Raw genomic sequence first — 14,315 nt, forward strand, 5'->3', positions numbered from 1 at the left:
TTTTAAAAAAAGGGCGTGTATCAAAATATAATAATAAAACTTACAAATATATTCCGAGAATTACTAGATATTCTCTTCATACTGTTTGTAAGTTTTATTAACAAGTTATTTTAATAAAGCTCCTTTTTCTATAATAGCTTCTATTTCTTCTTTTAATTCTTCTTCTAAAAGTTTTAAGTTTTTACCTGGCTTGACTTTTATGAATTTTAAATTATAATCTTCTACTTCATCTAAATTAATAAAATCGTATTTTGATTTTGGATATAGTATTATAACTTTATTTACAGGGAAAATTGGATGTCTTTTTTCTGTACTTTCATCATTTCTTTTTAAAATAAATTTACTTGCACAACTTGTTCCATATGCAATTAATTGCTTATAAATCCCTTGGTCTAAATGTTTATAAAATGTATCATTATTCCAAAGCATTTCTCTTATTCTATATTTAAACTCAAAGATTATACTTCCTAAATAACGTTCATTTTTATAGAGATCTAATCTTCCATCTGGTTTATTATTTGAGGCTCTTATGAACATTGGATTACTATAAAAATCACTTTTTTCACTACAATTTGGTATTTTAGAATCATAGTAAAATCTTATTTTTATATCATCTTTTTCAAAACTTCTAAAGCTGTTTTCTTCTAAGTCATAGGAGAAAGAATTTTTTCTCCTTTTACTAGGATTAAAAATAAAATCTTTAGGCTGACACATAGAGTTTAATATACCTCTTGATGAATTTTCAAGCTCACTGCTTATGGAGTATCCTATGTTCTCTAATATGTTACAAACTTTTATATAACACCACATTTCATAAAGCTTGTCTGTTCTCTTCCACTGAAGGGAAATTTTCTCATCATCATTAAAGTTAAACTCTTTAGAGTGTAATCTTTCATAGACCTTATACAAAATATTATATCTAGAATCTTGAATGAGAACGTGGGGTAATGTATATGTTTCTACACTTTTTATGCTTCCATACCATTTCGTAGATTTTAATATATCTATTGAACTTTTCATCTTAAATGCCTTATTTCTAAGTTCTATTATATATTGTAAGGCGTTTTTCTCTTTATTTAAGATAATATTGTTACTTCCCTCATAAGAGTATCTCTTTATTTCTTCTATTCTCTTATTCTTTTTTATAGCTATAATCTCTATTTCCTTTATAAAATCATTTAATAGGGATAGCATTTCTAAAACTATTTTCTTTACCCATCTATTTTCTGGCAAATCATATTCCATAATTTTTATTGGTACCTTCATAAAACCAGGTTTTTCAGAATTGCTTAAATGATTTCTAATAGTTACATTATCTATATATTTAACTCTCTCCTTGCTTATTTGTTTATAGCTTTTTATAATTTTATAATTAGGTCTTACCCTAAGTTCCATAAGAGAATTCATAATATTTTTAAACTCATTAACTATTACAAAGAACTTATAAAGCCCCTTTGGTAGATCTAAAAGTAATTCCTTGTCATAGACATCAAATTTCTTTTTTATAAACTCAAAGCTTATTCCCTCTACTTCTTCCTCTAATTCTCTTCTTATCTCGTTTGCTTCATCACAGGTTATCATCTTATTTACTACTTTAAAAGCACCATAAAATTCCTTCCCAAAAGAAATAACTTTTATTAAATATATACCTGGTATAAAGGGAGAGACTCCCTCCTTGCATAAGGGAATTTCCTCCTCTGAAGGACTTAAATAAATCTCTCCATTTCTAAGAAGATGTATATTATCATTTTTATATTCATGATTTTCTAAATATTCAAAGAGAATTAAATCAAGTTCATCCATATAAAGTTGTGCACTTTTATCTTCCCCTTGAAACCTTAAATAAATTATACTATTTTCTTCTATTTCAACTATTTTTTCATAATCTATGCTCTTTAAATCCTCATAAAAATTTAAGTAATTAACTTCATTGTTATATTGCTTATGAAAGCTTACTTCAAAATTATTATAATGTGTAGCCATAAATACTAAGCTCTCTTGCCTTATTTAGAATATATTTTCTTGAGGTTTTAAAGTCTGATACATCCTTGTAGTTATCTAAAATTTTAATCAATTCACTATTTAAGCTTTTAGAATATGAATTTTCATCATCATAAATATCATATTCACCAATAAATTCTCCCCATTGCTCCTTAGTTCCCCTTATTTTAGGAAGAATTCTTTGAGTTAACTGAATGTCTATTCCCTCTTCTCTTGAAATTATTGAATCTTTTGGAATATTTCTTATATAGTCATCTATTTGAGTTATTATTCTAAATCCAATTCCCACATTTTTATTTAAGAAGTTCATTTTTTCATTTATTTCTGATAGAAGCTCTAATTCCCTATCTTTTAAATCAATTAAATCACTTGAATCTATCATTTTTTCATATTCTCTAAAAGAAATCTCCTTGACTTTAACTAAATTTTCTTTATTTCTTTGTAATTTTTTAAGCTCTAAGAAATTAACTTGATTTAAGGTTATAACATTAGCTCTATCTAAGACCTTGTCTGAAAAATGATAAGTTGACTCATCTAGGTTTACAGTTCCAACTAAAAGTATGTTGTTACCTATTTTTATATTTGCTTTATATTTATTAGAATTTTTTATTGTTCCTTCAAGTTCTTCATTATATAGTTTCAGTATTCTATCATCCCTATCAAGCTCTAGAACGGATAATATTTGTGAGAAATAATGCTCAACTCTAGCTAAATTCATTTCATCTAAACATATTATGTAAATGTTCTCCTTGTTATTTGAAGCCTCTATTAATGTATCTATAAACCTAGAATCTCCTGGTCTATAAATATTATTTATACTATCTACATATCCTAATAAGTCACTATCATCTCCCCAAGAAGGTCTTACAGAGATAAAATTAAGTCTATTTTCATCTAAGCCTAAAGCTTTTCCATAAGCTTGTACAATTTTTGATTTACCAGTTCCACTCATTCCTGATAATATAACAAGCTTTGAAGATTTCATTGCTGTGTGAAAGTTTATTAAATCTTTTTCCTCATAAAGTAAATTCATAGCTCTACACGTATTCATAAATGTTTTTAGGAATACCCCTTCATTTATTGAAATCTCTGAATTTATCTTTTCTTTATCTTCATCTTTTACTGAAATATCCCAAACAGCTGAGCCAATAGTACCCTCCTCAAAAATATCACTTTCACCTTTACTCTCTTCATCATTAATGTTGTCTGATAAAGTTTTAATATTAGATTTCTCAACCCTCTCCTCTTGTACGGGCTTCTCATCTTCTCTTGTCTCTAAATCACTAATGAGGCTCAAATGGTCAATAGCATTACTCATCCTTGCTAAGTTTTCTATTTCTAAAGCTGTATTTTCCTCTACAAAGATTATATCTTCAAGCTCTGCACTTCTGACAAAGTTTTCATACCAAGCTTCATTTTCCTCTACAGCATAAATCTTATCATAGTCATAAATAACCTTTCCATATCTACAAAGCTGAGTAGTAAAACCAGATAAGGCATATATTCTTTCTTCATCTTCAAAGAATATTATATTAGGCACAGACTCTTTACTTTGTGAAAACCCTTCAATCTCATCTATCCACTCTTTATTTATTAATTTTCGCTTAAATTCCTCAAAACTTATTTTTAAGTTTTTCTTAGAAAATACAGGTATAGCTTTATATACAAATTCTTCTTTAAAATTCTCTGGCTTCTTCACAAATATTTCATTACATGTAGATGGATTATTACTATTTATAATTGGATTAAATATAACTAATCTATCCTTTAAGAAGTCGTAAAATCTGTCTTCTTTACTTTCTCCTTCACCTTCTATTAATCCATATTTATAAATCGATTCTACAAAGCAATTAAATTTTTCTTCTTTTACTATATCCTTATAATCATCTATTATTGATTTAACGCTAAATTGCAAAAATTCTCTTGAGTTTTCAAATACATTACTATCTAATTTTCCTAAAAGGTATATATTTAAATTATCCATTATCAATAACTCTCCTTATCTGACATTATCCATGTGACTTTTTACTTCTTCAAAATTTTTAAATTTAAAGACCTTATATTTATTTTCTTTTCTATTTATTACACTTTGATCTAAAGAAGATAGTTCATATAAAAGGACCCATACCTCCTCATAACCTTCTCCAAGAAGCTCATCTAAATTCTTGACCTTTTTTAAATCTATTTTTTCAAATTCATAACTACTTCCCTTTAAATGTATTTCTTCCATCTCTCCAATAAGAGCTATCTTTTCCTTTGAAGCTTTTTCTAACATTTTTTTAATGGTTTCAATTTCACTTGTAAGATCTTTGTTTTTTGTTTTTAACCCTTCTTCTCTTTTTTTAACCTTATTACCCTCTTTTACTAAATTTTTATTTTCTTCAATTAATTCTTTTTCTTTCATTATAAGAAGATCATATTTATTTTTTAAGTTATTGTAATTTTCAATACTTTTTGATATTTTATTATCACTTGCTTCTAACTTCTTTTTTAAGCTGCTAATATCTTGGCTTAATACATTAATCTGCTTGCTTAAAGAAATTTTCTCATTGCTTAGAGTCTTTTTTTGCTCCTTAATTTTTTCTAAATCACTAGTTAATTTATTATTATTTTTCTCTAGCTTTACTATTTGCTTTTTCAGCTTTTCAATCTGATTTTTAGCTGATTTATTAGACTCAGTGCTTACTTCTTCCTTAGATACACACACCTCGTTATTTTCATCAATTTTATCATTACTATCTTCTAAATTATCTTCTTCTAAATCATTACTATCTTTTAAGTCAAGAGTTTCATTTTTAATTTCATTAATAAAAATTTCTTTCTCCTCTATATATTCATCCTCATCGCTACCAATTAAAAACTTTAAAATAGCCTCTTTTTCTTTTCCTTCCTTAATTAAATTCATTAACTTACTCTTGTCCTTAATTCCCATAAGCTCAATTAAGGATTCTGAAAGTAAATACTCCCTTACCTTCTTATAGTTTGTAGTATTTAACATATTTTTTTTAGCTAATTGGGTAGGTATTGCAGAAACATTTTTCTTACTTGTAAATCCTTTGATGCTTACAGAAGCTCTATTGATTATTTCATCCAATCTTTTTCTATCAATATAATCTAAATACCATTTTAAAATTTCTTTATTCATTTTTATAACCTCTCTTATTAATTATTTTTTAAACTTGAACTCATTTTATATTTTGATATAAAAAACCTTGCTTTTCTCCTGTACAAGAATATTATAATAGGTTTAAAGTACAATATTTATCCTTCAAAACATTTTTTTATTTAAAGTAAGGTTTCTTTTAACTTTCCTTTAAAGTAGTTTTAATTTATATCTAAATACTCCTCCCCATTAAAATAGGGTCTTTTCTTAAAATGATTATCATTAAATATATACTATTTTTATACATATAATATATTTTATGTATTTTTAATATTAACATCTGTAATTATACACAAATTTAACATTAAATTCTATTTATTATCAAATATTAATTTAAATCACTTAATATAAATATAAAATTTGCTATAGATTGTAATTATGATAAAATAATCTTCGAGGTGAGAAAAACATTATGAAAAAAACAGTAAAAGTAGTTGGTGCTATAATTGAAAATGAAAAGAAAGAAATTCTTTGTGCCTTAAGATCAAAAGATATGACTCTTCCTAAGCAATGGGAATTCCCTGGTGGAAAGATTGAGGAAGGGGAAACTGTAGGACAAGCAATAGTTAGGGAAATTAAAGAAGAATTAGATTGTGATATAGAATACATATCTACATTTAATGATAATACTCATGAATATGAGAAAGTTATAGTTAACTTAATAACATTAAGATGTAAACTTGTTAATGGAACTCCAAAAGCTAGTGAACATGCAAAACTTATATGGCTTCCAGTAGATTACCTTGAAACTCTTTCATGGGCTCCTGCTGATGTTCCAGCCGTAGAGCAATTAGTAAGTGAGAAATAAAAAAACAGTGGATAGTATTTGTTTTCATACAAATCTATCTACTGTTTTTAATATATCGTTCTCTTTACTTAATTATTAATAAATTTTATTTCATCAAAGTTTTCAGAATTATTGGGCCACACTAAGTGTTTACTTAATTCATATATTATAGTTTCCCCAACAAACCTTTTTTTCTCTCTTAATTTATCTCTATATATACATTTTTCTATATTAGTATTAAAACAAATTGCTTTTTTTATTAAGTTTTTATTGACAGCACTTACTTCCCTTAGAAAAATATTTCTATAATCCTTTTCATTAAGAAAAGTGGTATCTATAATTAGGTTTTTATTTTTTTGTAATGCTCTAATACTTCTATTTATTAATTCTTTAAATACTTTAGCTTTTATTCTGTCACTAAAAGTTTCTCCAAATAATTCTTCTCTTATATCATCAGTAGCTAATATAACATCTTGTTTGTTTTTTACTGTTTCACAATAAGTAGATTTTCCTGAACCTGGTAATCCTATTAATATTTTAATTTCCATTATTATCACCAATTTCTTTTATATAATATTTACCACTTTTAAATAATCAATAATTAAACTTACAACTTCTTCACAGGTTTTTTCTGAATTATCAATTAACACATAATCCATTTTATTTTTTTCTAAACATTCCTTCATTTTTTCATATGCATGTGGATATAAATTAATTTTATTTACATCATCGTCTAATGGATTTCTCTCTATTATTCTTTTTAGTCTAACTTCTTCATTTGCATAAAGCAAGAATGTTATTTTTGGAATACTTGCATGTTTTAATATAACATCAAATATATCTTGAGTAGTCTCATCACAATTCCAAAAATAATTTGACACAAGATGCCTATCTGTAACTATATTTTCTCCTTTAAATTTACTTTTCACAAAAACATTTCCAAGACCATAAAAAAGAGTTTTTATAGCCATTTCACTTTGCTTATTAACATCTTTTGAAACCCTCATATAATTATCTAATGTTCCATCTTCATCTAACATATAGTGTAATGGTTTTTCAACAAATTTAAATCCTATTTTTTCAGCTAATAATTTTGCTACACTAGTTTTTCCTGCTCCATCCATACCTTCAATTGCTATATGCATCAATATCACTCCTTTTATACTAAATGTGCAACTCTATCACAAAGTTCTGCTTTTTTTCCCTTTGTAAAATTACTTGTTGATGATAAATATCCTGACACTCTCCTTAATCTTAAAATATCATCTGATCCACAATAATCACAAACCATATTAAATTCACCAACAGAATCACAGTTATTACATATATCTAAAGGAAAATTAATTCCAATATAATTACAATCATTTTCACATGCAAAGTCTATTATCTCTTTGACACCTTCAATATTATGTGATGGTATCTCTGATAATTCTACATAACTAATAGATCCACCATCACATAATTTATGAAATATACCTTCTATACTCAACTTCTCAAAATAATTAAGTTCTAAATCAACAGGTACATGAAAGGAATTGGTATAATATTCTTTGTTAAACTTACTATTAAACTCCTTATATTTTTCTTTATCATATGCTGGAAATCTTCCAGAAACTCCTTCTGCTGCTGATGCTAAAAGTGAAAAATTTAATAAATCTTGCTCCTTATAAGAATTTATTATATCTTTCATAAATTCAACAATACTATAAGCTAAGTCTCTATACTTATATAATATATCATCTTTAGTTAACTTTTTATCAAATAATACTGAAATAGAATCCCAAAGACCTATAAATCCAATAGATAAAGTCCCATTTCTTAACATTTCTTTATTAGATTTATCGTAGTCTAAATATATTCCTAACTCTCTTATACAATTAAAACTACCACTTTTACACAATGTATTAAACCTATGAACAAGAAGTTTCTTTGCCTTATTCATTACATTTTTAATTTCTTCTTTAAAGGCATCTATACTTCCGTTGCTTTTTATTGCAGCCTGTACTAAATTTATAGTGACACAAGCTATATTACCTCTGTTTTTAGATGTATCTTCACCAAATAAATTGTTATAGACTCTAGTTCTACACCCCATTACGCCTAATTTACTTGCATTTAAATTTTTATTTAATGAAGAATCACAATTTAGATAAGTTGGTATCATATTTTTTGCTGTTAAACTACATGAAAGATTAAATATGTCAAAATTTTTATCACTTTCCTTTTTATTTACTCCATCTTTAATTTTAAAAACTAAATTTGGAAATACAAATGGTTTTGAATTTTCATCTCCAAGTTCATAAGCTTTCAAAAGAAGTTTACTAAACCTTCTACCATTATAACTTTCATCAAGTCCAAAATTAAATGTCACATATGGTCTTTCGCACCCTTTTCTAACAAACATATTTAAATCATTAAAAAATTCTGATATTAACTCTATAATTTCCTTATCACTTTCATCCTTTAAATAAGTTGACATATCTGTATCAAAATTTATAAATCCTATTCCACCCGATTGACTATTTGTTATTTTCACTATTTCTCTATTCAATTTCCTTATTGCTCTAGAGAAGCTATATTCTTTATTTTTTATAATATCTAAAGCGCTTATTCCAATACAATTGTAGGCTAATTCATAAAATTCTAAGTCATGTATCCAATATGCTCTATTTTTATGCCCTAATGCTAAATCATCTAAAATTATATTATTTAAAATATATTCTTTATTTACTTCCTCTCCAATACCTACTATCTCTCCAGAAACACATTTGTTAGAATTTGCTATTTCTCTATTTCTATTAAGCATACCTCTCGCCCCTTTAAGACTTTATATATTTTTTGATTACTTGAACCTCTAAATGCTAATTTTAAATCTTTTAAATCTTCTCTAAACTCTCCTACTTTTATATAATTTAAATACTTAAATATATCTTTATTAACCTTTTCTAATGTTAATCCTGTATATAAACAAATATTAAAGTTATCTTCTGAAAGCTTTTTTACAAGATACTTAACAGATTCATATTGTTCTAGAGGTTCTCCTCCTGATATAGTTATCTTTTTATTTAAACATCTTTCTTTTACATAAATAATAAGTTGATCAATATCATATAATATTCCGTCTCCTACATTTTGCGCCTCTTTATTATGACAATTTTTACACCTAATAGAACACCCCTGTAAAAACAAAACACTTCTTATACCTGGACCATCAGAAATACTTGTACTAATAAAATTATTTATTTCAATATTCATAATAAACACCTTTAAACTTATTGTTTATATTTATATTTTTTATCCTTTGAATTAAAATCTAAATATCAATTAACGTTATAATTTTACATTATTAGATTAAATTCCTCAATATGTATAATAAAAACTTTAGAGTTTTAATATAAAATTATATAATTTGAATTTTTTAACATTAAATTATATCTAAATAAAAAAAGCAGGACAAAACTCCTGCTTTTTTACTATAGAACTAAAAGTTTTTTAAATTCTTCCTAAGTCTTTTAACATATTTTTTAGCCCTTTAAACATATTCTTTATATCTAAACAGTCTGATATGGACATACTTAAAATTTTATAATTTCCTTTATACTCATTATAAAATGGATATCTTACAGCATTATATAATACTGAAAGCTTTACTCCTTTCAGTATTTGATACTTAATTTGATTGCTTATTTGCTCTCTTAATAAATCATCATTGCCAGCTACAATTTCTATAAGAAAATCAATAGATTTGTCTATTGAATGTCCTGTTTCTCTTATTTTGTTGGCAAAATATTTATTAGAAATATCTACTTTCTGAGATATAAAATATTTAACGTATTTCTCCATAGATTGTATATAAAAATAAGTAGCTTCATTATAATTCCCATTTTCACATAGAACATTAGCTACTTTTTCATCATCCTCAGAAATTTTCAAAAAAACATTTGCCATATCAATCCCCGTATTAATATATGTATATTTTCCAAAAACTCTTTTATCTCGTGCCATTAATACTCTCCTTAATCCCTATAATTTATATTAGCAATAATAATTAAATACCTAGTGTATTTTAATAAAATTTTCTTACATAAAAAACTTTCTAACAATTTGATTTTTTCTTTAATTTTAATTTCCATGGATTTTTTGAAATTTCTATTTCATCATATCCCTTATATATTGATGTTACTAATGCTAATCCAACAAATGACACCGCTATTATAAGTGCTATATCTGCTCCAGTTAATGCTGCTATAGGTGCTGCTGCTACTAATGATAATCCCCCTGTTATTGGTGCTGTTGCCGCTCCAACTGATAATGCTGCTGCTAATACTCCAATTGTTGCTCCACTTAGTTTTTTTATATTCTTAGCTTTATTTAACTTTTTTGCTAACTCTCCATTGACTACTATTTCATCATAGTTTTTATCTACTGCTTCCTTTAATTGATTTTTTGTAGTTACTTCTATACTCTTCATAATTTGCCTCCTAATATAACTTTTCTAATTAAATATAAAAACTAAATTATTTAATTAGATTTTTTCTCATTTTAAGTATTAAAACACCTTATTTCCCAAATTAACTTAATATTACAATATTTTTCTCTATATTAATATAATAATTTATTTATGTCTACTTTTCCATATATGATATAACTTAATTTTTAATAAATAATAAACTTAGAATTTTAAACTTTGGTCTTATGTCTGTATTTATTTGTTTAATAAAACTTAGTGATGTAAAGATAGCAATTCTTGGGATGGCTTCTGAAATTGTAGGATATGCTCTTATTGCAGCATCAGCTATTTTCACATTCTATCCTTTTTTCATAGTTGGCATGTTTATATTTGGTTTTGGAGATTCAATTTTTGGCCCTTCATTTAATGGAATGCTATCTAAGTCTGCTGATTCTAGTGAACAAGGAAGGATTCAAGGAGGTAGCCAAGCTCTTCAATCTCTAGCAAGAATAATTGGCCCTATTTTAGGAGGACAAATCTATGTATCTCTAGGTCATTCCTCCCCTGATTTTATGGGTATGATTCTAATAATATTGGCAATACCAATTTTGTATAAGAGTATTATATAGATCTGTAGCATATTAATAATGGCTCAGAACTAAATGACAAGTTCTGAACCACTATTTTTCTATTCTCTAAGCCAATTCTATCTATTTTTATAAAAAAGACTTTAATATTTTCTAAATTTTTGATTATTATTCTTCAACTTTATACCAAAAGTTTTTTTAATGTTACTCATAACAAAAATATCTTTTATGGGAATTCTAATAACCTTAATTATATTTAAGTTATTTCCCTTATAATCTGTTCTTTCAGTTTCTCCACTCTCTATCTTTAACATGTTAAACTGTGTAAAATCATCATAATAAAGAGAATATTGTCTTTTTACTGTGGTTGATTTAGGAAATATTCTAGTAAAATTATCTGGCTCATTAAGTTCCCCATTTATTAGTATAGCCTTGTCTGTCATTATAACCTCACCATTAGAATTTATATTAGTAAAGTAGAAAAACATTGTTTTTATAAAGTTGTAAATCAATACTAATATAGTTACTAAAAAACCTCCTGCTATAAGCTTAATTATAACTGGCTTGGCAGTATCAATAAATATATTTCCTTCTATAGCATCTAGTATTATTGGCTCTAAAATAATTAGAGCATACACTATATACATTATATAAATATACTTCAATTCATTACCTAAGCATTTTAATCTTTCCTTTGTTTCATTATTTATATATCTTCTCCACTCTTCATTAGTAAAAGACCATCTTATTATTTTTTCATTTTGTAGATTCTTTCTCACTCTAATAAACTTTAAAATATTTATACATATAATAATAAAGGTAAAGATAATTATACCTGAAAATAGCATTGTAACAAATATATTTCCTAATGCCCCATCTATTTTTGATATACTTTTCATTATTCCCATTGCTACAGCGAAAATTGCAATTGAAGTTATAATATATCTATAATATTTCATTTTACTTCTCCTTAATAAAATACCAGTAAATTACTTTTTAATATTATAGCATGGAAAGTAAATGAAATATGTAAATCTTCTATTACTAAATCTTAGTTTAAATACAAATTAAGTTATAAAAATAGAAATGGTAACCGTCTTTCTAATAACACCAATACCAAGTTTAGATGTAAATCAATTTATAAAAATATAGAGCTAAATTTATATGGTATTGGGAAATAATTGAAAAGTAGTGTGTAATTCGTTACAATAAAGGTATATAGAACATTTTGATAAGTATAATTTTTAAGAAGGTGATTTTATGTTTGAGTTTATCATTATAGGAGCTGTAGGAATACTTTTCTCTGTTTTTGGGTATTTAATAATGGTTAAGAAAAAAACAAGCTTAATACATGATTATCACCTAAGGGGAGTAAAGGACATTAAAAATTATTGTAGCTTTATGGGAGGATGTTTATTCCTTTTAGGCGTAGTATTTATAGGCTTTTCTATTTTAGGCTTTACTGAAATTTTAACTTTTGCACAAATGCAAATTAGTATATTTATTCTTTGTATTTTAGATGTTGTAGCACTTTTAGTTATACAGGAAAAGTTTGCAGGGCATATATTTTAAGAAAATTACTTTATTTTATTATATACTTTTTCATAATTGGAGGAATTTAATTGAAAAAATTAATTATAGATAGTTTACTTTTGTTTTTAATAGATTTTCTTTTAGCAGCTATTGTTTAGTGGACTTTAGGCTTTAAATTTGTAACAGTAGCCTTAGTAGGATATGGTTTATTATTAGAGGCATTTTCCCTTTTTAACAGTAAGAAAAGAAGCCTAAGAAAAAATAATTCTTAAATTACTTTTTAACAATTAGATTTTTACAAATAACTTTAAATTATTAAGCTTTAGCAGAAAAGTGGATAAAGAATAATCTTGTCCTCTTTTCTGCTAAAGCTCTTTTAAATTTATTACACACAATCTAAATTGTCTATGTATAATGGAAGTGGTAGCCAGCTATTTAAAAAGTTTGGAATATCTTTGTTGAAGTTAAAGTAGGATTTTATTGGTGAAAATAAAAATTCCATTGCTTCTAACTCATTTAGTTCAATATTAAATTCCTCTTCACTGGTATTTAAAACTTCCTTATCTTTATAGATTTCTTCTCCACTGCTCTTTAAAGCTTCCTTATCTTTATAGGTTTCCTCCCCACTACTATTGAAATATTCCTTTGCTTTATAGTTTTCATCTTTACTATTTTTTAAAATTCCTTTAGCTTTATAGGTTTTCTCTTCAATTTTTTTGACTTCCACTTGATTTTTGTGGACTTTAATCTTTAAAATGCCATAGTTTATTATTTTTATGTTATATTCTCCATCTTCTAGATTTGAGTAAGTGGCTTTTAGCTTTAGCATTATTCTCACTATCTTTTCATAGTTAAATATTCTAAAATTATTATTCTTAGTAATTGAGTAGTTTTCACATATCTTTAAAAGCTGTGATATTTTCTCTCTTTCATAGATTGGAACCCTTACATTTACTTCCCTATGATTAAAAGTTTTTATGTATGAAGCTATGACAAAGTTTAAATCATTGTTATCCTCTATAACTATTTCTTCAATAAACCCATTATTGGAGGAAATATATCCAGTAAATTCGCCATTTTTAAACACAGAGTAAATTCTGCAATTCCATGATTTTAATATATCTAAGAATTCTTCTTTTTTTCTTTCTATTTTTACATTTTTCTTACAATGAAGTTTGTATGCCTTTTCTACTATATTAGGATCATTTTCATCTAATAAATGAATGCTTATTCCCTTATTAATTAATTCATCACGCTTATAGTTTATATTTACATGTAGAATATTAAAGTTTATATGTTGTCCACAATGTTCATATCCAAAGTATTCATACCTCTGTCTATACCCATTAAGAACACTCATATCCACATTCTTATTTTTCATCTCACAAATAGCTTTATTCATAAGTTCCTTCATATAGCCTTGTCCCTTTGAATAGGGATGAGCTGATACACTTCCAATTCCTACTACATTTACTTTTTCACCTAATAAGCTTAAGGTTAATGGAAAAGCCCCTACTACGCCCTTTATCCTGTTATCTACTTTTATTATATGGTGGTACTTAATTTTATCCTTGTTCTTATATACCTTAGGCAATAAGGATGGAAAATCCGTTTTTCCACCTGAATGACTAAATACATAATTTATAAAGTCAACCAACTCCTCATAATCCTTTTCATCTGCTTTTAAATACTCTTTCCCCATAACTCTCTCCCTTATTATTAAAAATCTAAGTATTTCTCTTAATCCTATGTTTAATTATAAAAATAGTCTATACCATGGTTATTATAAAAATC

General features: G+C 25.8%; 13 protein-coding genes and 1 pseudogene. 3 read left to right on the forward strand and 11 right to left on the reverse strand.

Features of this window, described 5'->3' with window-relative positions; translation table 11 throughout:
* Positions 1–105: 105 nt before the first annotated feature.
* The 3 genes from I6G60_RS11450 to I6G60_RS11460 are packed head-to-tail and all read right to left on the reverse strand — an operon-like array spanning position 106 to position 5,146.
* The gene (locus tag I6G60_RS11450; RefSeq protein ID WP_197925343.1) at positions 106–1,983 is read right to left on the reverse strand and encodes a DUF2357 domain-containing protein; all 1,878 of its coding nucleotides are present in this window, start codon (positions 1,981–1,983) and stop codon (positions 106–108) included.
* Positions 1,967–3,985, reverse strand: a complete 2,019-nt coding sequence (locus I6G60_RS11455; RefSeq protein ID WP_197925345.1) for an McrB family protein — start codon at positions 3,983–3,985, stop codon at positions 1,967–1,969. The genes I6G60_RS11450 and I6G60_RS11455 overlap by 17 nt, the downstream gene beginning before the upstream one ends.
* A 15-nt stretch (positions 3,986–4,000) precedes the next feature.
* On the reverse strand, positions 4,001–5,146 hold the full coding sequence (locus I6G60_RS11460) for a hypothetical protein (RefSeq protein ID WP_197925347.1): 1,146 nt from the start codon (positions 5,144–5,146) through the stop codon (positions 4,001–4,003).
* Positions 5,147–5,576: 430 nt separating this feature from the next.
* Between I6G60_RS11460 and I6G60_RS11465 the strand changes: the two genes are divergently transcribed.
* Positions 5,577–5,972, forward strand: a complete 396-nt coding sequence (locus I6G60_RS11465) for a (deoxy)nucleoside triphosphate pyrophosphohydrolase (RefSeq protein ID WP_197925348.1) — start codon at positions 5,577–5,579, stop codon at positions 5,970–5,972.
* A gap of 68 nt (positions 5,973–6,040) precedes the next feature.
* Here I6G60_RS11465 and I6G60_RS11470 read toward each other — a convergent pair whose 3' ends face one another.
* From I6G60_RS11470 to I6G60_RS11495, 6 genes are all read right to left on the reverse strand, one after another.
* Positions 6,041–6,499, reverse strand: a complete 459-nt coding sequence (locus I6G60_RS11470; RefSeq protein WP_168971260.1) for an AAA family ATPase — start codon at positions 6,497–6,499, stop codon at positions 6,041–6,043.
* A gap of 18 nt (positions 6,500–6,517) precedes the next feature.
* Positions 6,518–7,096: an AAA family ATPase gene (locus I6G60_RS11475; protein WP_197925350.1), complete on the reverse strand. Its 579-nt coding sequence runs from the start codon at positions 7,094–7,096 to the stop codon at positions 6,518–6,520.
* Between the two features lie 14 nt (positions 7,097–7,110).
* Positions 7,111–8,757: an anaerobic ribonucleoside-triphosphate reductase gene (gene nrdD, locus I6G60_RS11480; RefSeq protein ID WP_197925352.1), complete on the reverse strand. Its 1,647-nt coding sequence runs from the start codon at positions 8,755–8,757 to the stop codon at positions 7,111–7,113.
* Positions 8,733–9,206 carry a 4Fe-4S single cluster domain-containing protein gene (locus tag I6G60_RS11485; protein WP_168971257.1) on the reverse strand — a complete coding sequence of 158 codons (474 nt, stop codon included), beginning with the start codon at positions 9,204–9,206 and terminating at the stop codon, positions 8,733–8,735. Before I6G60_RS11485 ends, nrdD begins: the two co-directional genes overlap by 25 nt.
* A 237-nt stretch (positions 9,207–9,443) precedes the next feature.
* Complete coding sequence (locus I6G60_RS11490) at positions 9,444–9,956, reverse strand: HEPN domain-containing protein (RefSeq protein WP_197925353.1); 513 nt, start codon at positions 9,954–9,956, stop codon at positions 9,444–9,446.
* 91 nt (positions 9,957–10,047) lie between these two features.
* A complete protein-coding gene (locus I6G60_RS11495; protein ID WP_168971255.1) occupies positions 10,048–10,422 on the reverse strand; it encodes a hypothetical protein in 375 nt (124 codons plus the stop codon).
* A 242-nt stretch (positions 10,423–10,664) separates the two neighbouring features.
* Here I6G60_RS11495 and I6G60_RS11500 point away from each other — a divergent pair.
* A pseudogene (locus tag I6G60_RS11500) lies at positions 10,665–11,030 on the forward strand (MFS transporter); the annotation flags it as partial.
* A gap of 101 nt (positions 11,031–11,131) precedes the next feature.
* Here the strand turns inward: I6G60_RS11500 and I6G60_RS11505 are convergent.
* On the reverse strand, positions 11,132–11,947 hold the full coding sequence (locus I6G60_RS11505) for a hypothetical protein (protein WP_197925355.1): 816 nt from the start codon (positions 11,945–11,947) through the stop codon (positions 11,132–11,134).
* Positions 11,948–12,248: 301 nt separating this feature from the next.
* On the opposite strand from I6G60_RS11505, the gene I6G60_RS11510 reads away from it, so the two are divergent.
* Complete coding sequence (locus I6G60_RS11510) at positions 12,249–12,560, forward strand: DUF3784 domain-containing protein (RefSeq protein WP_140562221.1); 312 nt, start codon at positions 12,249–12,251, stop codon at positions 12,558–12,560.
* A gap of 346 nt (positions 12,561–12,906) precedes the next feature.
* Here I6G60_RS11510 and I6G60_RS11515 read toward each other — a convergent pair whose 3' ends face one another.
* A complete protein-coding gene (locus I6G60_RS11515) occupies positions 12,907–14,223 on the reverse strand; it encodes a GNAT family N-acetyltransferase (protein ID WP_197925357.1) in 1,317 nt (438 codons plus the stop codon).
* Between the last annotated feature and the right edge of the window lie 92 nt (positions 14,224–14,315).

Source organism: Clostridium perfringens, from assembly GCF_016027375.1.
In the GTDB taxonomy this organism is placed as follows: Bacteria; Bacillota; Clostridia; order Clostridiales; family Clostridiaceae; genus Sarcina; species Sarcina perfringens.

Bases quoted from the DNA above. Each gene is read 5' to 3' on its own strand.
- I6G60_RS11485 (WP_168971257.1), bottom strand. From the start codon at position 9,206: ATGAATATTGAAATAAATAATTTTATTAGTACAAGTATTTCTGATGGT.
- I6G60_RS11450 (WP_197925343.1), bottom strand. From the start codon at position 1,983: ATGGCTACACATTATAATAATTTTGAAGTAAGCTTTCATAAGCAATAT.
- nrdD (WP_197925352.1), bottom strand. From the start codon at position 8,757: ATGCTTAATAGAAATAGAGAAATAGCAAATTCTAACAAATGTGTTTCT.
- I6G60_RS11510 (WP_140562221.1), top strand. From the start codon at position 12,249: ATGTTTGAGTTTATCATTATAGGAGCTGTAGGAATACTTTTCTCTGTT.
- I6G60_RS11455 (WP_197925345.1), bottom strand. From the start codon at position 3,985: ATGGATAATTTAAATATATACCTTTTAGGAAAATTAGATAGTAATGTA.
- I6G60_RS11495 (WP_168971255.1), bottom strand. From the start codon at position 10,422: ATGAAGAGTATAGAAGTAACTACAAAAAATCAATTAAAGGAAGCAGTA.
- I6G60_RS11470 (WP_168971260.1), bottom strand. From the start codon at position 6,499: ATGGAAATTAAAATATTAATAGGATTACCAGGTTCAGGAAAATCTACT.
- I6G60_RS11490 (WP_197925353.1), bottom strand. From the start codon at position 9,956: ATGGCACGAGATAAAAGAGTTTTTGGAAAATATACATATATTAATACG.
- I6G60_RS11505 (WP_197925355.1), bottom strand. From the start codon at position 11,947: ATGAAATATTATAGATATATTATAACTTCAATTGCAATTTTCGCTGTA.
- I6G60_RS11465 (WP_197925348.1), top strand. From the start codon at position 5,577: ATGAAAAAAACAGTAAAAGTAGTTGGTGCTATAATTGAAAATGAAAAG.
- I6G60_RS11515 (WP_197925357.1), bottom strand. From the start codon at position 14,223: ATGGGGAAAGAGTATTTAAAAGCAGATGAAAAGGATTATGAGGAGTTG.
- I6G60_RS11460 (WP_197925347.1), bottom strand. From the start codon at position 5,146: ATGAATAAAGAAATTTTAAAATGGTATTTAGATTATATTGATAGAAAA.
- I6G60_RS11475 (WP_197925350.1), bottom strand. From the start codon at position 7,096: ATGCATATAGCAATTGAAGGTATGGATGGAGCAGGAAAAACTAGTGTA.